Genomic DNA, 21,427 nt, shown 5'->3' on the forward strand with positions numbered 1-21,427 from the left:
ATTGGCACAATTTAACAATATGAAACTAACAAGTAAAGGGATACTGTTGATGAATAAAGTTCAAACAGGTGTCCCTTTAAATTTCACAAAAGTAGCGATCGGAGATGGATATTTAGCTAATGGTCAAACTTTAGAAAGTTTAACTGAGTTAGTTCATAAAACAATGGATTTAGATATAAGCAATATTGATGTAAATAGCAGCGGAGATGGTACTGTAAAAATTAAAACTACGTTATCTAATCAAAATTTAACTGCAGGTATATATGTACGTGAAATTGGACTATATGCGAATGATCCCGATAGTGGAGAAATTCTTTACTGTGTTGCGAATGCTGGAAATACTGCTGACTTTATACCAGGAAAAGGCTCTGATATTATTGAAAATGTACTAGAAGTAATTACAATAACAGGTAATGCCTCAAGCGTAACTGCTACAATAGATCAGTCTCTAGTATTTACATCACAGAAAGAATTTAATGAAAAAGTTGGTGATGTTACAGAGCTATCCACCGGAAAAGTAGTGGAAGAATTAAAAGTCCATGCGTCGCATTTGGCTGAAAAGGCGGCTCAAAAAGATATTGATAATGCGATTTTAGTAAAAAAAGAAGTTTATGTGGCTCGTCACAAATATATACGACAAAAATTTTTAATGAAACAACCATCGATTAAGGCTTACATTACAGGCGATAGCATTGGAGCAGGTAATGGTTCAAGTGAATACGGAAAAACATGGTTTTATCGTTTAAGTCAAAAGGTAAGAGATGTTGTAGCATTGGGTCAACCAATGACTGGATTCAATCCTCTATGCGTGGCGGTAGGAAGTCAAGATATACGAAGTGTTATTCCAAACGTTGGGATGATTACTGGTAAAGATTTAACATCAAAATCATTAAACACTACACCATTTACTTATGATTATTGGTTTATTTGTACAGGAAGAAATGATGCAAATAATAATCATGTCGATATTAAGTTATTTGAAAACCTATATCGACTAGCTGTAAGAATGGGAATACGTAATGGAATAGATGTCTTTTGCATGACGGAACAACCAATGATTGATATGGTTACAGGTGAAATAATGGAGACAGAAAAAGATTACTACAACTTGTATGCTGATGTAATTAGAAGAGTTGCAGTAGAAGAAGGGGCAAGTTTAATAGATGTAAATAAACATTGGTATGACTTAAAAGAACAGGGAATTGATTTAAAACTATACACAGCAGATGGAACGCACCCAAATGATACAGGTAATGAGAAAATGGCAAACTTATGTCGTGATTGTCTATTAGCAACTCCAACTGTAACTAATGAAAATATATATAAAGATGGAAAAGTTGTTAAAACTTTGTTTGAACCTAATCTTGCTTATAATGTAGCTACTGTAACAGGTATCGGAAATTCGAGAAAAACTTATTTAGGTCTTGATGAAGCGATTGTGTTAAACGATGGAGAAAGTGCTCAATTTTATGTTGGCGATATTGCAGTTGATTATGTTTTTGTTGCTGGATTAATGAAAGCTTCGACAGGTACAATTACGGTTCAAACTCCTACTGGATATAATGCACTTACGAGCGTTGCTTTTGGTGATGATTTAGGGACAAACGCACAAAAAACATTACTTTATAAATCAAATGAAGTAAATATGGCAACGCGTGATATTAAAATAACTGCTATTGGTGGAACTGCTTATATCACTTGTATTTCAGTAGTTGGAAATCAAAAAATATCCGAACATACAGAAGTGAATGGGGTATTTACTGGAACATGGACTAGAACAGAAGTTGCTCCTAGCATGTGGACTTATAAGACAAATGTAGCTGATGATACGATAGAAATTGATTGGATAGGCGAAGAAATTAACATAGAATTTTGTTTACATCCCAATGGTGGTGATAGTGAAATTACAACAGATGGATTATATACAAGTACTACAAATATGTATGCAACCTATAATGGCTATTTCTTTAAAAATCCACATCGTAATCAAAAATTAATGAATACACAACATAAAACTGTTATTAAAGCCAAAACCGATAGTGGTGGACGAACAGGCGTTTATGTAAAGGGGGTACGTGTTTTTTCATCATATAACAAAAATGGCTATATTATCCCATTAAAAGATAGAATAAAGGGATTTATTACACAACCTTATACAGCAGTTAAAAACGGAACAGTAGTTGATAACGTGATAACAAGTGCTACTGATGTACTTGCAGAGATTGTTTCTTTGGATTAATTGTCGCTTTTGAAAAATATTGCGACACATATAAATTAAACTTTAAATTAGTTTTTTTACAAACTAGAAGGGGGAATTTGAATGGATGATAACTTAGTAACGAAAGCTATTCAAATTGCAAAGGAGAACCGTGATAGCTTTTGTGTAACTTTATTACAACAAAAACTCAAGGTAGGTAATATTACATGTGCAAAATTAATTGATGTGCTTGAAAACAGAAGAATAATTGAAGCATACAATCCTAATAAAAACGTAAGAAGAGTATTAATATAATAAAATGTGTAAAAGTAAAAGTGCTCTTTGTGAGCACTTTCATGATATACAATATTAATCATAATATTTGCTAATAGAAACTAGAGAGTATTGGTTATTATAAGTAGATATAAACAAGAGGTTAAAAACTTATATGTTACAGAGGCTTAGGAAACTAAGTCTTTTTATTTATAAAAAACAGGAGGCGTATGTATGGATGAAAAAGACGTGAGAATTGAAAATCTAGAAAAACAAGTCCAAGAAATGAGGGAAACTGAAAAAGAGTTTGAGAAAAGGCTTACATTACTAGAGAGAAATACTGCAGTAAGTGAAGAACAAATCAAGATGATCTATAAAATTCTAAATGAGATTAAAGATAGTATAGCCAGTATAGCTAAAAAGTTAGATGCAATAGAACAAGAGCCAGCAAAAGAAGCTAGTCAGATAAAAGTATCTGTTATAGTTTCTTTTTTAAGTGCACTTGCAGCGACTGCAGTTACACTAATATTTAAAAAATAAAGGAGATGTTTTTATGATTTTAGATGGAATTGATTATGGTCATAATTGTGCACCAGACATAGGAGCTAGTGGCTGGATACAAGAGGATGATGGCACTAGAAATATCGGTAGTTTAGTAGTAGCAGGGCTAGATACAACACCTGGACATCAAGGTGCATGTGTAACTCCTTTAGGAGAAACCTTCTCAAGTGTTATAGGCTCTTTGGCAAAGCGTTGTCAGATAGCTAATAGTTTGGGTGTAAACAGATATGTTTCAATTCATATGAACGCTTCTAATGGTCAAGGACATGGAGTTGAGATATTTGCTAACTCAGATGCAGCCAAACAAATAGCTGAACCTATATTATCAAATTTAGTTGCTCTTGGATTTACAAACAGAGGTATAAAATCAGAAAATCTATATGTGTTAAGAAATACAGTTGCACCAGCAATACTTATAGAGATATGTTTCTGTGATAGTGAAGTGGATCATGCTATCTACAATGAACAGAATATTGCTACTGCTATAATACGAGGGTTAACCGGTCAAAACGCTGTTAGTATACCTATTCCAACACCTATAACAAAACAAGCCTTCGGAACTACTTGGAATAAAGATTATGCTTCATTACAGCACTTATTAAATGTACAAGGATTCAGAGATAGGAATAATAATCTTCTAGCAGAAGATGGTTTCCCTGGAGCCTTAACTTTAAGTGCAGCTTCAAAATGTATTGTAAAACATGGTGGCCAAGGAGATATAACTAAATGGATTCAATGTAAATTAGGTATTACCGCAGATGGGATTTTTGGAACACAAACACTTATAACGGTACAGGATTTTCAAAATTCTAACGGACTTCAACCAGATGGAATTGTTGGACAAAATACATGGAGAAAATTATTAGGATTATAGGAGGAATAAATTTATGGATATAAAGAAAAGATTACAGAATAAAGCGTTTTGGTTAGCGGTTGCTGCATTAGTAGCATTAATGGGAAAGACATTTAATTTATTTACTATTCCAGATAACTACGATGAATTAATAAATATGATTTTGGGATTATTAACTATGTTAGGTATAGTAATCGATCCTACAACACCAGGAGTATCAGACAAGTAATTTTATCCCGGGCTTAGGCTCGGGGATTTTTTTATTTTTTGAATAAGTAAAAAAAGTATAACAAAAAGTTTGTCATATCTTGACATAAGAACAAATGTTTGGTAATATAAGAGTATAAAAGAAGAGAGCTTCTTCCCGGTCAAAGTTAGAAAACTCTCTTCTCAAAACAACCCCTATACAGGAGTCGAATATATTATAGCATTAACCTCCTGTATAGGGCAATAGGAGGAATGTACAATGAACTGTAATCAAGAGGCTATTATTAAGTCTGTAGGTAAAATATCACTAGAATTTCCAACGATAGACCAATTAAAACTAAGGAGCATATTAGAAGAGGTTTTTTACAAGTATGATGTACTACCCCAAGAAACTGCTTTAGTAGCTTCTGACGTAGAAGAAAAACTACAGATATATCTTGCAACTAAAAGGCTTGATGGATTAAGCGAAAGAACATTAAATAACTATAATTATCAGTTGATTATATTTGCTAGTCACTTAATTAAACCTATTGCTACTATAACAACAATGGATTTAAGAATGTACTTAGCAGCAAGATGCAAAGGTATGAAACCAACTAGTATAAATGGACAAATATCTATTTTAAAATCATTCTTTTCATGGTTAGCGGATGAAGAATATATACCTAAGGACCCAGCAAGAAAATTAAAACAAACTAAAGAACCTAAAAGATTAAGACATGCTTTATCTGATGAGGAAGTAGAACATTTAAGGCAAGCTTGTAAAACGGATCGCGAAAAAAGTATAGTTGAATTTTTGATATCAACCGGGTGCCGTCTCAGCGAGATTGTAGGAATTAATAAAGACGAAATTAATTGGCATGAAATGAGCTTATTTGTGATTGGAAAGGGAAATAAGGAGAGGAAAGTGTACTTTAATGTAAAAGCTAAGATTCTTTTACTAAAATATTTAGAGACAAGAAAAGATGAGAATCCTGCTTTATTTGTAGCTGGCAAGTTTCCGCACGGGAGAATGGGTGGCAGAAGTATTGAAAGAGAAGTAAATAAGATTGCAGAAAGAGCCGGATTTGATAAATCTATATACCCTCACCTATTTAGGCATAGTTTTGCTACACACAATATAAATTCAGGTATGCCTTTACATATACTTCAGCATCTAATGGGACATGAGTCTCCAGAAACTACACTTGTATATAGTGAAGTATCGGAGGATAATGTAAGACATGAGTATAAAAGAATTCAATAAGGTTAGGAGTTGAATTATTGTGAGAAAACTCATATTTAATAATGGTCAAAGATTTGGAAAGTTAACTAATTAATGCGAGGTTGGAGTATTGAAAAAGCTTTAACCCAACCGTTAAAAAAAGGTCAAAATAATTCATCTCAATAGCACAAAAGAGCTTGGATTAGTTTAAATTAGTCCAAGCTCTCTTTTAAATTATTAAATAATTTGATATAAGTCATCATCTTCTTTCATAACTTTTTCCTCTAACTTTTCGCAAAATTCTATCTATCAAAAAAGAAAACCCCCTTCAGTTTTAAAATTTAGAAAACAACCTCCTAAACTCTCTTGAAAGGATATTCTTAGAGAAAAGTAGCTAAAGTATTGATCTCACTAGTTTGGCGAGGTGCTTAACGTGTCCAAAATACCCCTCTTAACATATCCCTCTAAATATATACTAAAAAATCGACTTGAGGGATACTTTAAGAAAACTGCAAACCCGCATTCTACCGTCATGATTTTTTATAAAAAAGGATACTTTAAGCATCAATATTATTACATAATTCACATTATTTTTCATTTACCAATTATTTTTAAGAGCAAAAGAAAATAAACTTACTTTCTGATAAAGAAAACGTGCTTGTTTTCTAAAAGGGATTTTCTTTTTAATTATGTCTTCAAGCATTGATTTTTCTTATATTATTTATTGTTAACATATCCAAAACAGACTTCTTAACGTGTCCTTCTTAGAAAACTAAATTCAAATTTTTAGGGATATCATAATATTTAAAATTTAAATAAATTTGGATACCTTAAGCTTCCAATTTTTTAAAATTAAAAGGATATTTTTACCAACACGTAGAATTACTTTTGTAGTAGATTTGTAGTACAAAAGGAGGGGCTTAGTTTTGGGAAATCCTAAAAAGCTTAATTTAGATTACGAAAAACTTTGCGAAATCGCAAAAGCATTAAATGAAAATATGTTAGCTAATAGATCCAGAAGTAAAGAAAATAAAATTTCTAATGACCATTTTATAAGACAGAGATTTGATATAAGTCGTAAAGATTTTTCTTTTACTATCAAAGGTACGGGTATTAAATACAATCAAACTACTTTTATGTATGATATAGCAAATTACAATAGTATCACTAAAGTAATGCTTAATACTAAAAGTAGCACAGAAGCAGAAGAGGAGATGGCTGCTACTTCAGAGGAACAAATTAATGAAAAAGAAGTTGAGGATTATAAAAGTAATACTTTTACAACTTTAAATACTCTTAAGGAGATTATGCCAACTCTATTGGAAATACTAGAGTGGTACAGGCTCCAAAAAGATAGTAGTACTAAAGTAATCCTAGCTAAATTGGAACTTAATTTGAATGATCCTGAGTTATCTGGTAATGTTAGTCCTCATCCGATTAAGTGCTATGATAGTATTTTTATTAAATTTAAAGAAGTTTGTAAGCAATATCCAGGTTATAAGCAACAGGATCTTATATCTAAAGCTCTATTAGAATTCATTAATAAATATAAAAAATAGAAAGTATATAAAAAGTATTTACAAAGTATATATTTTAGAGTAAAATTGTAATTGTAAATAATTCCAGTATATAAAAAGTATATAAAAAGTATATAATTATAAAAAGGAAGGTGTTCTAATAAATGGCTAGAGGTATTGATATCGGAAACGGATATGTAAAATTTCAAGGAAAGAAGTTTGCAAGCAGAACAAAAATAGGAGAAAAAACTGCATTTGGGAAACAAAAAAAAGAGATTCATTATGTAACTTATGATGGAGTAAATTATGTTGTAGGAGAAGGGGCTATATTTACTGGAGATGATAGATATTTTAGTAATCAATATACAGTTTGTTTGTTAACTGCACTTGCATTAGGCTCTGGAAATGAGGACTTTATCGAAGAATCTGTTGTAGTAGGTTTACCAGAACGAAAATATAAATTGATAGGTGAAAAACTTAAGAAACATATAACATCATTAGGGCAAAAGCAAATATCAGTTGATGGAAAAGAATATACTATACGAATTAAAGATGCATTAGTATTCATAGAAAGTGCTTATCCTATATTGAAAGAAATAGAATATAATGTAATTGTGATTGATAATGGAGCTGGAACTATTAATGTAACTCAGTGGGAAGACTTAAGTATAATCAATAGTGCTACCTACAATGAAGCTATGTATAAAATGTATGCTGAGATAGCATCATATCTTAATACTAATAAGGGCGCAGATTTTAAGCCGACTGATATAGAAAAAATATTCAATAAAAAGACAACTATCATAAATCAAGAAGAAACTGATATAACAGATATTAGACCTATAATATCAAATCACATTGGTGAAATAGCTTCATATATCAAAAATGATTTTAAATATAAAGATGCAAAGGCAATCTACCTAATTGGTGGCGGTGGAGCTGATGCAATTAACTACTGGAAAAATGATTTTCCAAAAATAAAACTAGTTGAAAATAATCAGTTCATAAATTCTGAGGTATATGATGCTATAGCAAAAGAGGAGTTTGGAGATGAAGATCAAGAGTAAACCAATAATTTTTACTGATAATGAAAGAGATATACTAAATTGGTCTGAAAGCCAAAGTAAACCATTTGGAACTTATGTTAAAGATTTAATAAGAGATGATATAAAAAGAAACAGGCAGTATCCAAAAGAAGAATTAAAAGGAATAATAAAAGAGATTTTACAAGAAATGAATTTGGATACTAAAAACATAAAATCAGATTCGGAAAACAAGATTAATAGTAAATTAGGTGCTAAAGGTAAGAAAGCATACAAAAACTTTTTAAATAGTTCAGATTAATTTTTTAGTATTTAAAATATTTTACAAAAGAGAAGTTTATAAAATTATAGACTTCTCTTTTGTGTTATAAAAATATTACAAAAATAATATAAAAGTAATACTTTTGTAATATTATTTAGTAATATTTGCTCAAATCCTGCATATACATTAAATAAAGAATAAAAAAGGAGGAGCAAAACTTGGCTACAATTAATGTAAGCTTTAAGAAAACATCTAGAGATATGAAATTATTTACCTTTGTAAATGCTTTAGAAGAAAAATCAGACTTTATAAAGGATGCAATAGAGCATTATATAGACTATTTAGAAAAAGAAAAAAAGTAGATTAATTTATAAATCATATCTAATTTTTATTCACTTCATATTAATCACAGCTCTTTCTTGAGCTACAACATGAGTATTTCAAACATTAAGTTTTAATACCAGGAGGCTTTAAATGAAAAATCTCTATCAACCAATTAAATTCAAAAGAACCAAAAAAGCAAAGTGGGAAACAGGATTCAGAATGATAAATGGTAATGGAGAAACTTTTTTAGAAAAAGATATGAAGGTTACAGTAAGCCATATTTATAAGTATGAAATTAGTTGGTTTTAGGAGGTATGTATTAATGGAAAATCTAGTTAGTGGAATGATTTTAGTAGAAAAGGATTTTGGAGACTTGCATTGGTTAGTGATTACACCTGAAGGATGGAAAGCTATAGATACTGGAGCATGCTGTATTGAATTTGAACCTAGCAATTATACAAAGGCTTATATCCCTAAAGATTATAATGATCCTTGGACACCAGCAGATGGTACGGAAATAATGCTTACGGAGGCAGAGCAATGAGGAATATAAATAGAATTAACACAGTTGTTTTTCAAAGAATTAAAAATGCTAACTGGGAGCTTGGTCTTGGACTCGAATTTGATAACGGAGATTCTACTCTAGTAGATGGAGAAGGGAATAAAGTAAAAGAACTTTGGGATTGTAAAGATTTTAGTGGACTTGATATAAAAACTAATCTGTTTGAGGAATTTAAACAGTTACACTATAAAAAATAAAGCCTGCACCGAAAGGGCAGACTTATCCACGACGCTAAAAGTGAACTCCTTGCTTCGCTACGTCGTATACACTTCTAGCTTATGCAACAAACTTTTAAAAGATGACTAATTTAATGCTATCTTAGAGAATGTTAATAATCTATTTACAATTAGAATGCTTGAACTATATAACTAGCAACAACCATTCCTGCACCAAAGGCAAAAATTAATACACCCATGATAACCCTTCTTTCAAGTTAATTTATTATTAGTATTCACTATTTTAATAATTTTATACGGAGGTTTTTATGAAAATAAGTGTAATTTACTCAAATTCTACTATGGCTGATTTTAAAAAAAGACAAAAGGATAAGTTTAATGAAAATATTGAACTTGTAGCAAAGCACATTAATAGTAATACTGAACTAAAGAAAAAAGTAGCATTTGTTGGTGGCAGCCTTTTATATATGAATGATATTGTTAATGCTGCTGATCCTATGGGGAAAATAGATGCTGCAGGAAATACAATACTCGGTATAGTTAGGAATATAGGATATTGGTGTTGTATTATAGGATGCATTATTGACATAATAAAGGCATTAATGCAAGGAGATACAAAAAATATTGCTAAGGTTATGATGAAATATGCATTGGCATTTGGAGCATTATATATTTTCCCTTGGATATTAGACTTAATTAAAAGTATATTTTAGGAGGTAGATGTATGGGAAGTTTAATCTTTACCTTTATAGCTAAAAATGCTTACTGGCTATGCTTATTTATTGGAATGGTCGGACTTCTAGGCTATATAGCAGGGTTTAAAAAAGGAGGTAGAGTTAGTGTGTTTTGTGTAATTATTTATTGGGTGGTGGCTGCTGTATGTTCAGCACTATAAAATCCATGAAATTAAGCGACTATTTTCAGCTAGTTCATCCTAAATATATAATTTTAAAACTTATACCAGATACATCGATTCGTAATTATAACAGCTCCAATATAGCAAAAGCTATTCAATACATGTATAAAAATATTACTCAAAGGATACGTAAAGAAGAAAAACAATTCATAATAGAAACTCCTGTCAAATGTTCCTTTTTCATAGATATACAAAAGAATGATGTTTCGTTTTACTTTATAGTTCCAGAGAGATATCTAGGACTCATCAAAGAAAAGATAACTGAAACATGGTCTAAAGTTACAATTGGAGAAGTAGATACAATCCCTGTTTTTTCTGAAAAAGCTTTAAAATATCAATTAAAATACTCTAAAGAAGATGCCTTAAGTTTAAACATTAATAAAAAGTGTAATGAACCTTTAAACTCTATTCTCAGCGTGTTAGATATATTGGAAGAAGGAGATAGAGTAGGAATATTCTATAACTTTATACCTTGTATACAGAGAGGATGGAGAGTTGAATACCAAAGAACTATAGACAAATTGAAAAACAATGAACCTATAGAAAGAGAAAAATTTACATGGAAGTATGTTTTAAAAGAAGGGTTTATTATACTTATAAATTTAGTTGAAGATCTACTAGATATAGTATCGGATTTCTTTGGAGCAGATAAAAAAGAACAAAAGCAAAGTTTAGCAGAGGTAGCTTTAACATCATTAATGTTAGAGGATAAGAAGAAACTTAGTAGTGCAACTGTAGAAAAAAAAGACACTACAGTACTTTCTACACAGATGCTAATAGTAGCAGATGGTAATAATATAAAACGTACTGAAAATAACGCTATAGCAGTTTTAGAGGGGTATAAAACACTAAGCGAAGATAATGAACTTATATATAAAAAACTACCTAAGAAGAATACATTTTATATAACTGATTTTAAAATAGCTGGAGTAGAAGAAAATAAACTATCTGTAGAGGAATGTCAAAATCTTTTAGAACTCCCAGGAAGAGAACTTCTTCAACAACATAAAATTATTGATAAAATTGATGTATTAGAAAGTAAGGTACCAGATCAATTACAGTCAGGAGTTATAAGAGCAGGAGAAAATACTTATAGAGGAAAATTAACTAGCGTATATCAAACAGAGGATAAAGAACTTAAAAATACAGCCATATGCCTATGTGGACCTAATAGAAGTGGTAAAAGTACATTAATAGCAAACATTGTCTATGATTTAATAAAAGCTGGTAGAACAGTAATATTACCCGACTTTTGTGGTAAATGCCAACTAAGTGATGAACTAGCACGGGTTATTCCTAAGGAAAAAATACTTAATATAGAGTGCAATATTTGGGATACATTACAAGGATTTGGTTATAATGAAATAGTACCTAAGGATGATTCTATATTTGAATTATATAACTGCGCAAAAATGAAGGCTGCTAAACTTAAAGAATTAATAAATTTGGTAAATGACGGTGATAGCGATTTAGAAGGTAGAATGGAAAGGTACTTAGAGTATGCAGCATTAGTAGTCTTTGTATGTAATGGTTCAGTTAATGATGTTTTTAAAGTCTTAAAGCAACACGTTTTAAGACATGAATATATTAAAAAAATTCCATTAGAACTTAAGGATACTATGGAAGAATATATAGATGAATTATTAGAAATTGATGAGTGGTCTAAGGCTACTAAGGACACTCCAGCAGAGGTTATAGGAACTAAACAAGGACATATAAGTGCCATATTAAGCAGAGTACACAGATTGAAGCAAAATGCCTATATAGAAATGATGCTTAAGAGATCCTCTGATAATAATATAAATCTTATAGATGAAATTCAGAAAGGTAAATTAATCTGTATAAGAATGTATGATAGCATGTTTGCTACTCAGCAACAGAAAGATATATATGTATGCTACTGGATCACTAAAGTATGGGGTGCACTTCAAAAAAGATTTTGCGATATAGACCAAGATAAGTTAGTTCAAACAGTTATCCTGATAGATGAATTATACCAAACTAAAAATTGTGAAAAATATCTAACTATAATATTAAGCCAGATGCCTAAGTATAGGACTAAGCTCGTTCTTTCATGCCATCATTTAGCACAGATACCTGTAATACAAGAGGAGCTGAAGAGTGCTATGTGTAGTTATATGTTTATAGCTGGTAGTAATAAGAAAAATTATCAAGCTATGAAAGAAGAATTTGAAGATAAGGGATATTCCCTTGAAGACCTATTACATCTTAAAAGATATCACTGCCTTAATCTATTAGCTTATGAAGAAGGTTACTGGGCAGGAATAACTCAACTACCATTACCAATTAAATAAATATTTTAATTTAGGGGCTTGGGCTCCTTTTTATTTTCTAAAAATTTCTAAAATATTTCTTCAAAAACTATTGCAATAACACGTAAACGTGTTTATAATATAAGTATAGACACGAAAACGTGTTAAAAGAAAGGAGGTTATTATGGATATCAAAGATGTGCTAACATTTACAGAAGCAGCAGAACTTTGGGGATTAAGTGACGGATCTGTTTTAAGAAACGCAGTAAGGCAAGGGAGATTCAAAGAAGGAGAATATAGACAGAGTGGCAAGGTGTGGCTAGTAACTAAAGAAGCAATGGAAAGAGTCTATGGGAAAATTACAGAAAACAACTAGACTAAACGAAAGTTTAGTGAAGTTGAGCGAAATATTGCAAATTTGAAAGGAGTATAAAATGAGTAATTTAAAAAAAGCTTTATTTGTGTTGCTATATGATCAATCTGATTCAGGGGACTTGGAAGTTAGAGATTCTGATGAAACGTATGTTGACCACATTGTAAATGCGTTGATTCAGAAAAATGGAATGACTTGTCCTTTCAAAAATTATGATTGTATAGGACATTGCAAGGTAAATCATATAGGTTGCGTAGAAGGTTTGAATATTGATTGTAATAGAGAACACGAGGATATATGGAGAGATTTTATTGGGATAGAAAACAAAGATTGAAAAAATGGCGCAGGAAAGGAATGATTATTCATGTATAAAGTTTATTATTTAAAAGATGGTACAAGAATTAATTATGAGGATTTAAGTCAAAGTGGCAGGTATCTAATAGACTTAGACGAAAGACCAGAAATAGGCTCAAATTTAGAGATAGACAACAATTTATATTCAGTATGTATGATAATGGAACATAATATGGTTGGTGTAAGAGCTTTTAATTTTAAAGATGATGATGAAGTAGATGAAACTTTAGAAAGTGAGTTCACTTGCCCTTATTGTGGACACATATATCAAGATGCTTTTGAGTTAGAGGATACTGGGGAACGTACTTGTACAAGATGTAATAGTGAACTTGAATTTGAAAGAGTAGTTACCGTTGAATACAGCGTTATACCAAAGAAAAAAGCAGATGTAATAAAAATTCGATAGTTCACATTTCATCTATAGGAGGTTACTATGAAAAACTGTAAAGAATGTCCTTATAGGGAATGTATACTGCGTACGGATAAAGAGTTTGAGATTTGTCCGGTGGATGTAGCAAAGAAAGAATTTGAGAAGACAGGTAAAATTGTTAAATAGAAAATTTGAATATCAAAGAACGTTAAATGAGATTTTAGCGAAATTGAAAGGAGATATGTAAATGAATAAAGATAACTTTGTATATGCTATGGAAAATCTAAGGGCTAACATTGAATCTGATATTGAACGTTATAAAGAAAATAAATATCCTGCTGATATGATTGAGTATTATAATGGTCAAAAAGATATGCTTGATGTTATTTTGGGTCTTGTTGAAAAAGGAACATTCGAGAAATAAGGTTTTAGCGAAATTGAAAGGTGGTTTTAATAATGGAAAAATGTGCAGCATGTTCAGATTGTGATGTTCCTTTTCTTTGGAATGTATTAAATGAAGATGATAAAAATGTTACTGTAAAATGTGGTACTTGTGGTAAGGAGATAACTTTTAAACATTATGGTAAGTGCCCTGATTGTGGTTTTTGGCTTGATGATAGTAAGTATTGTGAAATGTGTGATAAATCTTACTTAGGTAACTATGAAGAAAATGATATTGTTGATGAAAAGTGTCCTGATTGTGGTTTTGCTAAAGCTCATATTTTAAATTGGTATGGTGAATCTGATTCTGTGGGTCCTATTAAAAAATTATATTTTGAATTAAAGTGCATTCACTGTGGTAAAGAATTTAAACATACTGAAAATGTATGCAATGGATAATGTTAAACATGAATTTATCAAATAAAGAATTTAATCAAAAGGGTTATGTAACTGCAAGAATATGTGAAACACTCTACCTCTATCCATTGGAATAATGCGATTTAAAGGTTAAATTTAAATTAATTATAGCAGTTATATTAATACTGCATTTATAAAAAGCTGCTATAATTAATTTATTTATTAGAGCAGCTTTGAAACCTAAATTTATATTTATTTAAAATTATTTATGTTTATAATTGTATATTTATATTTTCAGTAATATATTTTTAATTTAATTTATTTCCAGATGCTTAATTATACTTTTTATATTACTTATTTTGAAATTTATATTACTAAATATAAATTATAATTTAGCGATTATTAGACAGCTTATCCACATTTTTCTTTACAAATTACAGAAGATAATTTATAATTTAGATAAATTATTGCAAATTAAACGGTTTTAAAAATAAATAGTCAAAAAATGCAACAACTCCTATCAATCGAAAGTTTGCCGACCCAGATTGACAGGAGTTCCAAAGACACAAGAAGTTTAACTTCTTATATACTGTATTATGTATTTTATTATAAATTATTATTTGCATATAGTCAATAATAAAATACGTATATTTTCCGTATATAAAAATTAGTTCCTTCTTTGTGTTATGGGTGTATTTCGTGACATAAGGAGGATTTTTTATTATGAAAAATTATAATATTGTTTTTAATAGTCAGGAACTTGATAAATTTAACACACTAGAAAATCAAAAAAATAAAGACTCAGTAATGAGTATCTATTCATATCTTTTAAAACTTAACAATACAACTAATGCTAAGTATGAAAAAGCAGGATTATCACATTTAAAAGAAGCTACCAAACTAAGCATATCTATGCGTGATTTTATTGAAAAATATAAAAGATGTCATCCAAAAATGTCTATAAGAACTTTAAAAAAGAGAATTGATTTATTAATAGAGCTTGGATTAATAGCAGTCGAAAAATTCAAAAATAGCTTTACCTATTCATTTTTTAGATACATGGTAAACGAAAGTGTAAACAAAAATGTAAACACTTCAGAAGTAGTTGAACCTATTGAAAATACTGTGCTACCATGCGACGATGAAAAACATAAATACTTAAACTCTGAAAGAGTTTCTATAGACTTAGACTCTAATACTTGTTCTCCAAGGACACCTGATAACTTTGAATATGAAAACTATGTACAGGATCAAGAAAAGGTTACTTCATGGGAATACATTTCTCCTGTTATAGAGAAATTGTTCATAACTATGAAAGTTAAATCTAGTTGGATTAAAGGCCATGTAATTGATAAGCTATTTAATAATTATTCAAATATAACCAAGAAACATGCGGTAGCATATGTAATAAAAGCTATAACTAATGCTAGAATACAATCTAAAAGCAATTATAAAAAGTATGTTATAAATAACAAGACTACCAATGAAGGTAGAACCACCTACAGCAGATTTAATGACTTCCCTCAAAGAAACTATACATCAGAGGATTTAAAAAATATTGAGCGTGCATTGTTAGGTTGGTAGAATATTGCTTTTATTAATCATTTAATTAAATATACTATGATGTGGATTTAAGTATGGATTGGATTAAATCTAATATTCTATGCTGGACTTCATTGGATAGAGCCCTAAAACTCAATAGAAGATCAACTTCTCTAGTTGTTACGTTTGTTACTATAGGAGTATCTGAAGATTCAGGAATTTCTTTACCTGTAGTTCCCATTATCCAATCTGCAGAAACATTGAATGCATCACTGACGGCCTTAATGAATTCTGCGGAAGGAATATGGTTTGCAAGTTCTATTCGTGAAATATGACCTCTTGTAAATTTCACAGATAATTTATCTGCAAATTCTTGTTGAGTTAAGTCGTGTTTAGTACGTAGTATATATATATTATTAGCTATAATTCTTTTTATATCCATAATACATCCCCCCGAAAATATTGAAGTCAAGAGTATAATAGCATCTGAGGAGGGAAATAAAGTTAAATGCGTAAATAAAAAAAGTTCCTATTTACGCATTTAACTCATCATCAATTGAAACAGATATACAAGTCCTCTAGTTTAACTTCTAGAGCTTCTGCTAATTTACATAACTTATCTAAAGTTGGACTTTTTATGCTATTTTCTATGTCGGAAATATGACTTTGTGCCACACCAGATTTATGTGAAAGCGCAGCTTGCGTAAGACCTTTTCTTATTCTAACATCTTTCAGTACAATTTTTACTTTCATATTAAACCTTTTTATTTATATTTTCGACAAAATTGTTATTAATATAATATAACAACTTAAACATAAAAGCAAATATATGTAAAAAAATATCATTAAATGGGATATTATAGAAAAAAAAATCGCTATAGCGATTTTTAGACATGTTATAATAAGAATTGTAAAAAAAACATATTATATGCAAAATAACCATTAAACACATAATTATAGAAACATATGTTTGTATACAAATGCTAAAAGTGATATAATTATAGCAAAATATTAAGGGGATGTTTACTTATGACAAACGACGAAATATTAAAAAGACAAAAAGAACTATTAATGTTAGTTGAAGAATTAAAAGAGAAAAAGAAAAAAGCAGGTACTTAATAACCTGCGTTAACTCAACTTTCTGTCAACTTCTAACTTAACAGCTTCTTTTATAATATTCCATACATCATCGCTTAATTCAGAACTAGTTATTAAACCAGTTTCAATCATTTTATCTAATATAAGATCAACTGTGTTTGGTGCTTCATATTCCTCTAATCCGTCCATCCAGTAATCAATTGATTTACCACTATGCTCTACTAATTTAACTAGAAATTTTTTAGAAGGAGTTCTTGTTCCGCGCTCAAGATCTCCTATAATACCACGAGAAACATTAAGCTCCCCAGCTAATTTCACTTGCCCAACTTTTTCGCCTCTTTTAACTTCAAGTTCTTTTCTATAATTTTTTAATTTTTGAGAAAATATTCCACTCATTAAACTCACACCTCATTAATTATAATATAATAAATTTTCTCACCTTTCAAGAGAAAAAACTGTAAAATCACGCAAATTGAGAGAAATAAAGGAAAATCGAGATAATGACGTAATATGTTGGGCACATTCCATATAAAGGCAAAATATGCAAGTTTATTTTTCACTCGAAATAAGAGAAAATATAAATAGACAGGAGGTGGAACATTGAATTTAAGAGAATTTAGATATATTAAAGGCCTTCAACGTCAATTTGTAGCCTCTAAAGTGGGTATTTGTGGTAAACATCTCAATGACATAGAATCTGGAAGGGTCAACTTAACTGTAAAAGTTAAACAAAAGCTCTCAGATTTATATAAAACCGATGAGAAAGACATAGAATCTATGTACAAGGAGGTTAGAAATGAAAAAGAGCGAGATACTATTAAGACAAAATCAACTTCTTCAGGAAGTTGAAATTTTAGCACAAAAATTCACGCAAAACAAGAGAAAAAGGAAAAAGGTATGTAAAAAAGATTAGGCTAATTTAATGATTAGCTAGTAATGGAGGTTAAGGAGATGATGGGATGTCAAATTTAAAAAACTCTTTAGAAATGAGCGTGAATTAAATGGCAGTATTCAGAGTAAAAAAGGACAAAGACAATCCTTATATAGTTATTAATAAAAACTTTATTTATGATAAAAGGATAAGTTTAAAAGCCAAAGGGCTTATGGCTTATTTTTTAAGCAGGCCTGATAATTGGGAGTTTTATATAAATGAGATATGTGAAAATACATCAGATAAACATAGATGTATATCTAATACTATAAAGGAACTAGAAGCATATGGATATGTTACAAGAGACTTGAAAAGAAGTAACACTGGTAAATTCGCTGGAGGATATGACTACATAGTATATGAAACTCCAATAGATCCGAAGTGCCAAAACGTCGATTCGGCAAAATGCCAATCTGGTGAAACGCCGATTTGGCAAAAGGGCTCCTTACTAAATAATGATAATAAACTAAATAATGATATTAATAATAATAAGGACTTAAACCCTATACAGGTATATCAAGAAAATATATTCCATTCACCAGGTAAATTAGAACTAGATTCTCTAAATAGCTGGAGTGAACAATTAAGTGATAAACTAGTAATTTTAGCTATAAATATTGCAGCAAAGAACAATGCTAGAAGGTTAGAGTATATAGAAAAAATTTTAATGGATTGGGACAGCAGAGGAATTAAAACTACAGAACAAGCACAAGTTTATACAATGCAAAGAAATAAAAAATCCAAGAAAGGAGAGATAAAAGGTGGAAGCTCTAGCGAGGATAATCAATCAAGTCAGGGATACAACTTCAAGAGATTTGGTGGTTAAGGAAATACAATATGCTTGTAGCAAGTGTCATGACACTGGATGGATCTATAACGAAGATTTAGATTGTTATAAAAAATGTGAATGTGTAGAGATAGCTCATTTAAAAGTTTTATGGGAAAGTTCAGGGATTAATACAGAGCAGAGGTTATTAAAACTTAATAACTATAAACCGTATGATGATTTGACTAAAGAAGCTAGAGATAAAGCTGTAAGTTATATTAAAAACTTCAATACTTTAAGAACTAAAAGAGAAAATGGATTTGGATTGTTTGGACAAGCTGGTGCAGGTAAAACACATATTGTAGTATCTATAGGCACTAATTTAATTAATAGAGAGTCTGATCCTGTTCCAGTGGTATATATGCCTTACTTAGAATCCATGAAGGAACTAAAAGCAAATGTTTTAGATGATGAGTATTACAACAAGCTCATGGATAGATATTGTAGAGCAAAGGTCCTGATAATAGATGATTTATTCAAAGATAAGATTAAAAATGGAAAGTTATTAAGAAAGGACGGAATGATAGTAGGACTAAATGAAGCAGATATGAAGCATATATACCCTATCCTTAACTATAGATATCTTAACTACCTACCAACAATAATAAGTAGTGAATGCACTCCAGATATGCTTATAGACTTAGATGAAGCACTAGCAGGAAGAATACTTGAAACATGCGGAGAAAATATAACAATTTTCAAAGGTAAAAACTATAACTACAGAATGCGAAACTTTATATAAAATTCATTAATTAGGAGGCAAGTAATGTCAATAGATGATTTCAAAAATGAAGTATTTAAGATTTATTGTCAAAATGATATTACAGTTTCACAAGCAGTTGAAATTGCCAAAGCTAAGTTTAAAGTATCTGATGAATTGTTCCAAAAATGGTTTTTATAAAAAAGGAGTGAGATATTTGGATATAAAAGCTATGATTGAAAAAGTTAGAGAAGAAATGAATGAGTGTATTAGACTATATGATCTTATGGATATAAGAACAGTTAGAAAGTCTCAGGAGCTAGATGTACTGCTTAATATTTATAATGGACAAATGGTATGTGCTTAGAAGATTGGATAGAAGAATTACTAAAGCTCTATGAAAAAGGATATGTATTCTGGGAAGCGTTAGAAATAATTAAGGAAAGAATGGAGGATGAGAATGGTAAGACTATTTGTACTAAAGAAGGTAAAAGGACATGACGGCAAAGTAATTGATAATACAAAAGTTACCTGGGAATACTGGAAGAAAAAATTAAAAGAAGAGGTAGAAGAACTTATAGAGGCAATAGATTTAAATGACAAAACAAAAATAATGGAAGAGGTATTAGATGTAATACAGGTTGGAGTAGGAATGGTGTACAAGCTATTTAAAGAAGGCATGATTATAGAGCAAGGCATACACAGACACAATAAAAAGCTAACCAACAGATGGTGTGAAGTTGCTGCAACTATTAGGTTACACATTACCAAAAATTAAAGAGTAGGAGGAATACAATATGCCAGAAAAAATGTTAAATTTAGAAACTCTCGCTGGTGGTGGATTTGCAGAAAGAGTTAATCAAGCTATAAAGGAGGTAATGGAGAATATATCAGATCCTAATACACCATGGAAAACAAAAAGAAAAGTAACAATTGATATGGTGTTTGAATCAAAAGAGGATAGAGACATAACAAACATAGATATTGTTACAAAAGTAAAACTAGCTCCAAAAGAATCTATACACACGAAGATACTGATAGATAGGAACTTAGATGGTGAAATAATAGGAGCTGAATTTAAAAAAGCAGTTACCAGGACAACAGGCGATTAAAGTAGACTCTGAAACTGGAGAAGTTTTAGAACCTAAGCAAGAATCCAAGGAAGATCTAGAAGGGTTAAAATTAGTAAAATAATTAAATTTTAGGAGGAATTCAATATGTTTAATAAAGAGAGTTTAGAGTATTTGGTAGCTTTAGGAGAAGTAAAATTACTAGAAATTGATGGACAGCAATATTCAACAAAGGCACTTCATAGAGTAATGGAGCCGGAGCCAGCAGCATTAAAAACAACAACACTAACAGCATTAGTAGATTATATCAAATCTGATTTTGATATTAAGGCAAGTAGTAAATTATTAATACATGTATAAGTCCTGAGAAAGTAGCATTGTATTCAGAATTACGTTCAGATGCAGAAAGGGAATCTTATATTACATGTGAGGCTTTACTACCGGACAATATCGTTTTTGATAGATTCATAGATACAGAACAATTCAATATAATGCTTCAATCATCATTTGTGGAAAATAAAGATAGAACACTTCTTTTAAAAGTAACAGGATGTGTAAAGGACAGTGCAATTAAGGAAATTGGTGATGACGGAGTGAGTCAAGCAGCTACAATCAAAACTGGAGTAGCAAGTGTAAATGATGTAGTAGTTCCTAATCCAGTAATACTTGCACCGTATAGAACATTCCCGGAAATAGTACAGCCAGAATCAAAGTTTATATTCAGAATGCAAAGTGGACCACGTGCAGCACTCTTTGAAGCTGATGGTGGTGCTTGGAGAAACGAAGCAATGGGCAAAATTAAAAAATTCCTAGAAGATCAACTTCAAGGTGTAGAAAACATAAAAGTTATATCCTAATTTAATAAAATGGACAGGTTAGAGGTTAATAGCTAACTTGTCCTATAAATACAATTATTTAAATTAAGGAAGTTAAAATGAGTGAAAATTAAATAACAAAGAGCTTTTACAAGAGTTAATAAATACCTTTGATGAATTAA

The 21,427-nt window shown here is 30.3% G+C and carries 36 protein-coding genes; 33 read left to right on the forward strand and 3 right to left on the reverse strand.

Going from position 1 to position 21,427, the window contains the following annotated elements; translation table 11 throughout:
• The first annotated feature begins 19 nt into the window (after positions 1-19).
• From CLMAG_RS28600 to CLMAG_RS28685, 23 genes are all read left to right on the forward strand, one after another.
• Positions 20-2,239 carry an SGNH/GDSL hydrolase family protein gene (locus CLMAG_RS28600; RefSeq protein ID WP_153041013.1) on the forward strand — a complete coding sequence of 740 codons (2,220 nt, stop codon included), beginning with the start codon at positions 20-22 and terminating at the stop codon, positions 2,237-2,239.
• A gap of 81 nt (positions 2,240-2,320) precedes the next feature.
• Positions 2,321-2,512 carry a DNA translocase FtsK gene (locus CLMAG_RS28605; protein ID WP_066630775.1) on the forward strand — a complete coding sequence of 64 codons (192 nt, stop codon included), beginning with the start codon at positions 2,321-2,323 and terminating at the stop codon, positions 2,510-2,512.
• 192 nt (positions 2,513-2,704) lie between these two features.
• On the forward strand, positions 2,705-3,010 hold the full coding sequence (locus tag CLMAG_RS28610; protein WP_066630777.1) for a hypothetical protein: 306 nt from the start codon (positions 2,705-2,707) through the stop codon (positions 3,008-3,010).
• 13 nt (positions 3,011-3,023) lie between these two features.
• The gene (locus CLMAG_RS28615; RefSeq protein ID WP_066630779.1) at positions 3,024-3,905 is read left to right on the forward strand and encodes an N-acetylmuramoyl-L-alanine amidase; all 882 of its coding nucleotides are present in this window, start codon (positions 3,024-3,026) and stop codon (positions 3,903-3,905) included.
• A gap of 13 nt (positions 3,906-3,918) precedes the next feature.
• Positions 3,919-4,113, forward strand: a complete 195-nt coding sequence (locus CLMAG_RS28620) for a phage holin (RefSeq protein WP_066630781.1) — start codon at positions 3,919-3,921, stop codon at positions 4,111-4,113.
• A 237-nt stretch (positions 4,114-4,350) separates the two neighbouring features.
• A complete protein-coding gene (gene xerA, locus CLMAG_RS28625; protein ID WP_066630782.1) occupies positions 4,351-5,337 on the forward strand; it encodes a site-specific tyrosine recombinase/integron integrase in 987 nt (328 codons plus the stop codon).
• Positions 5,338-6,221: 884 nt separating this feature from the next.
• A complete protein-coding gene (locus CLMAG_RS28630; protein ID WP_066630783.1) occupies positions 6,222-6,854 on the forward strand; it encodes a hypothetical protein in 633 nt (210 codons plus the stop codon).
• 122 nt (positions 6,855-6,976) lie between these two features.
• Complete coding sequence (locus tag CLMAG_RS28635; RefSeq protein WP_066630784.1) at positions 6,977-7,879, forward strand: ParM/StbA family protein; 903 nt, start codon at positions 6,977-6,979, stop codon at positions 7,877-7,879.
• Positions 7,863-8,156: a hypothetical protein gene (locus tag CLMAG_RS28640; protein WP_066630785.1), complete on the forward strand. Its 294-nt coding sequence runs from the start codon at positions 7,863-7,865 to the stop codon at positions 8,154-8,156. The genes CLMAG_RS28635 and CLMAG_RS28640 overlap by 17 nt, the downstream gene beginning before the upstream one ends.
• A gap of 179 nt (positions 8,157-8,335) precedes the next feature.
• Complete coding sequence (locus CLMAG_RS33105; RefSeq protein WP_169809824.1) at positions 8,336-8,479, forward strand: hypothetical protein; 144 nt, start codon at positions 8,336-8,338, stop codon at positions 8,477-8,479.
• Between the two features lie 112 nt (positions 8,480-8,591).
• Positions 8,592-8,750, forward strand: coding sequence for a hypothetical protein (locus CLMAG_RS32795; RefSeq protein ID WP_161487057.1), 159 nt, complete (start codon positions 8,592-8,594; stop codon positions 8,748-8,750).
• A gap of 13 nt (positions 8,751-8,763) precedes the next feature.
• Entirely contained in the window at positions 8,764-8,985 is a 222-nt protein-coding gene (locus tag CLMAG_RS28645) for a hypothetical protein (RefSeq protein WP_066630786.1), read from the forward strand.
• Positions 8,982-9,200 carry a hypothetical protein gene (locus tag CLMAG_RS28650; RefSeq protein ID WP_066630788.1) on the forward strand — a complete coding sequence of 73 codons (219 nt, stop codon included), beginning with the start codon at positions 8,982-8,984 and terminating at the stop codon, positions 9,198-9,200. The genes CLMAG_RS28645 and CLMAG_RS28650 overlap by 4 nt, the downstream gene beginning before the upstream one ends.
• A 287-nt stretch (positions 9,201-9,487) precedes the next feature.
• Positions 9,488-9,892, forward strand: coding sequence for a hypothetical protein (locus CLMAG_RS28655; RefSeq protein WP_066630790.1), 405 nt, complete (start codon positions 9,488-9,490; stop codon positions 9,890-9,892).
• Between the two features lie 11 nt (positions 9,893-9,903).
• Positions 9,904-10,074 carry a hypothetical protein gene (locus CLMAG_RS32800; protein ID WP_161487058.1) on the forward strand — a complete coding sequence of 57 codons (171 nt, stop codon included), beginning with the start codon at positions 9,904-9,906 and terminating at the stop codon, positions 10,072-10,074.
• Positions 10,059-12,410, forward strand: coding sequence for a hypothetical protein (locus CLMAG_RS28660; RefSeq protein ID WP_242873165.1), 2,352 nt, complete (start codon positions 10,059-10,061; stop codon positions 12,408-12,410). Before CLMAG_RS32800 ends, CLMAG_RS28660 begins: the two co-directional genes overlap by 16 nt.
• A 142-nt stretch (positions 12,411-12,552) precedes the next feature.
• Positions 12,553-12,744: a helix-turn-helix domain-containing protein gene (locus CLMAG_RS28665; RefSeq protein ID WP_066630792.1), complete on the forward strand. Its 192-nt coding sequence runs from the start codon at positions 12,553-12,555 to the stop codon at positions 12,742-12,744.
• A gap of 58 nt (positions 12,745-12,802) precedes the next feature.
• Positions 12,803-13,075: a hypothetical protein gene (locus CLMAG_RS28670; protein WP_066630648.1), complete on the forward strand. Its 273-nt coding sequence runs from the start codon at positions 12,803-12,805 to the stop codon at positions 13,073-13,075.
• 30 nt (positions 13,076-13,105) lie between these two features.
• Positions 13,106-13,501, forward strand: coding sequence for a transcription initiation factor IIE subunit alpha family protein (locus CLMAG_RS28675; RefSeq protein ID WP_066630649.1), 396 nt, complete (start codon positions 13,106-13,108; stop codon positions 13,499-13,501).
• Positions 13,502-13,528: 27 nt separating this feature from the next.
• A complete protein-coding gene (locus CLMAG_RS34565; RefSeq protein ID WP_278331886.1) occupies positions 13,529-13,651 on the forward strand; it encodes a hypothetical protein in 123 nt (40 codons plus the stop codon).
• A gap of 61 nt (positions 13,652-13,712) precedes the next feature.
• A complete protein-coding gene (locus CLMAG_RS32805; RefSeq protein WP_161487051.1) occupies positions 13,713-13,889 on the forward strand; it encodes a hypothetical protein in 177 nt (58 codons plus the stop codon).
• A 32-nt stretch (positions 13,890-13,921) separates the two neighbouring features.
• Complete coding sequence (locus CLMAG_RS28680; RefSeq protein WP_066630650.1) at positions 13,922-14,305, forward strand: hypothetical protein; 384 nt, start codon at positions 13,922-13,924, stop codon at positions 14,303-14,305.
• Between the two features lie 681 nt (positions 14,306-14,986).
• The gene (locus CLMAG_RS28685; RefSeq protein ID WP_066630651.1) at positions 14,987-15,847 is read left to right on the forward strand and encodes a hypothetical protein; all 861 of its coding nucleotides are present in this window, start codon (positions 14,987-14,989) and stop codon (positions 15,845-15,847) included.
• Positions 15,848-15,881: 34 nt separating this feature from the next.
• Here the strand turns inward: CLMAG_RS28685 and CLMAG_RS28690 are convergent, their stop codons facing one another.
• From CLMAG_RS28690 to CLMAG_RS28700, 3 genes are all read right to left on the reverse strand, one after another.
• Positions 15,882-16,247 (reverse strand): helix-turn-helix domain-containing protein, encoded by a 366-nt coding sequence (locus CLMAG_RS28690; protein WP_066630653.1) that lies wholly within the window; start codon positions 16,245-16,247, stop codon positions 15,882-15,884.
• Between the two features lie 110 nt (positions 16,248-16,357).
• Positions 16,358-16,558: a helix-turn-helix domain-containing protein gene (locus tag CLMAG_RS28695; RefSeq protein WP_066630655.1), complete on the reverse strand. Its 201-nt coding sequence runs from the start codon at positions 16,556-16,558 to the stop codon at positions 16,358-16,360.
• 375 nt (positions 16,559-16,933) lie between these two features.
• Positions 16,934-17,299: a helix-turn-helix transcriptional regulator gene (locus CLMAG_RS28700; protein ID WP_066630657.1), complete on the reverse strand. Its 366-nt coding sequence runs from the start codon at positions 17,297-17,299 to the stop codon at positions 16,934-16,936.
• A gap of 204 nt (positions 17,300-17,503) precedes the next feature.
• Between CLMAG_RS28700 and CLMAG_RS28705 the strand changes: the two genes are divergently transcribed.
• The 10 genes from CLMAG_RS28705 to CLMAG_RS28730 all read left to right on the forward strand — a co-directional run bounded on the left by CLMAG_RS28705 (position 17,504) and on the right by CLMAG_RS28730 (position 21,287).
• Entirely contained in the window at positions 17,504-17,752 is a 249-nt protein-coding gene (locus CLMAG_RS28705) for a helix-turn-helix transcriptional regulator (RefSeq protein ID WP_066630659.1), read from the forward strand.
• Positions 17,753-17,904: 152 nt separating this feature from the next.
• Complete coding sequence (locus CLMAG_RS28710; RefSeq protein WP_066630661.1) at positions 17,905-18,660, forward strand: DnaD domain protein; 756 nt, start codon at positions 17,905-17,907, stop codon at positions 18,658-18,660.
• Positions 18,596-19,402, forward strand: coding sequence for a DnaA ATPase domain-containing protein (locus CLMAG_RS28715; protein WP_242873163.1), 807 nt, complete (start codon positions 18,596-18,598; stop codon positions 19,400-19,402). Before CLMAG_RS28710 ends, CLMAG_RS28715 begins: the two co-directional genes overlap by 65 nt.
• 24 nt (positions 19,403-19,426) lie before the next feature.
• Positions 19,427-19,561 carry a hypothetical protein gene (locus CLMAG_RS34570; protein ID WP_278331891.1) on the forward strand — a complete coding sequence of 45 codons (135 nt, stop codon included), beginning with the start codon at positions 19,427-19,429 and terminating at the stop codon, positions 19,559-19,561.
• A 16-nt stretch (positions 19,562-19,577) separates the two neighbouring features.
• The gene (locus tag CLMAG_RS32810; RefSeq protein WP_161487052.1) at positions 19,578-19,727 is read left to right on the forward strand and encodes an aspartyl-phosphate phosphatase Spo0E family protein; all 150 of its coding nucleotides are present in this window, start codon (positions 19,578-19,580) and stop codon (positions 19,725-19,727) included.
• Complete coding sequence (locus CLMAG_RS32815; protein ID WP_161487053.1) at positions 19,718-19,861, forward strand: hypothetical protein; 144 nt, start codon at positions 19,718-19,720, stop codon at positions 19,859-19,861. Before CLMAG_RS32810 ends, CLMAG_RS32815 begins: the two co-directional genes overlap by 10 nt.
• The gene (locus CLMAG_RS28720) at positions 19,821-20,138 is read left to right on the forward strand and encodes a MazG nucleotide pyrophosphohydrolase domain-containing protein (RefSeq protein WP_169809823.1); all 318 of its coding nucleotides are present in this window, start codon (positions 19,821-19,823) and stop codon (positions 20,136-20,138) included. Before CLMAG_RS32815 ends, CLMAG_RS28720 begins: the two co-directional genes overlap by 41 nt.
• Before the next feature lie 19 nt (positions 20,139-20,157).
• Positions 20,158-20,472 carry a replication terminator protein gene (locus tag CLMAG_RS28725; protein WP_242873166.1) on the forward strand — a complete coding sequence of 105 codons (315 nt, stop codon included), beginning with the start codon at positions 20,158-20,160 and terminating at the stop codon, positions 20,470-20,472.
• Positions 20,473-20,577: 105 nt separating this feature from the next.
• Positions 20,578-20,790, forward strand: coding sequence for a hypothetical protein (locus tag CLMAG_RS34830; RefSeq protein WP_341421190.1), 213 nt, complete (start codon positions 20,578-20,580; stop codon positions 20,788-20,790).
• A gap of 17 nt (positions 20,791-20,807) precedes the next feature.
• Positions 20,808-21,287: a hypothetical protein gene (locus CLMAG_RS28730; RefSeq protein WP_341421191.1), complete on the forward strand. Its 480-nt coding sequence runs from the start codon at positions 20,808-20,810 to the stop codon at positions 21,285-21,287.
• The last annotated feature ends 140 nt before the right edge of the window (positions 21,288-21,427 follow it).

Source organism: Clostridium magnum DSM 2767, assembly GCF_001623875.1.
GTDB lineage: Bacteria > Bacillota > Clostridia > Clostridiales > Clostridiaceae > Clostridium_AM > Clostridium_AM magnum.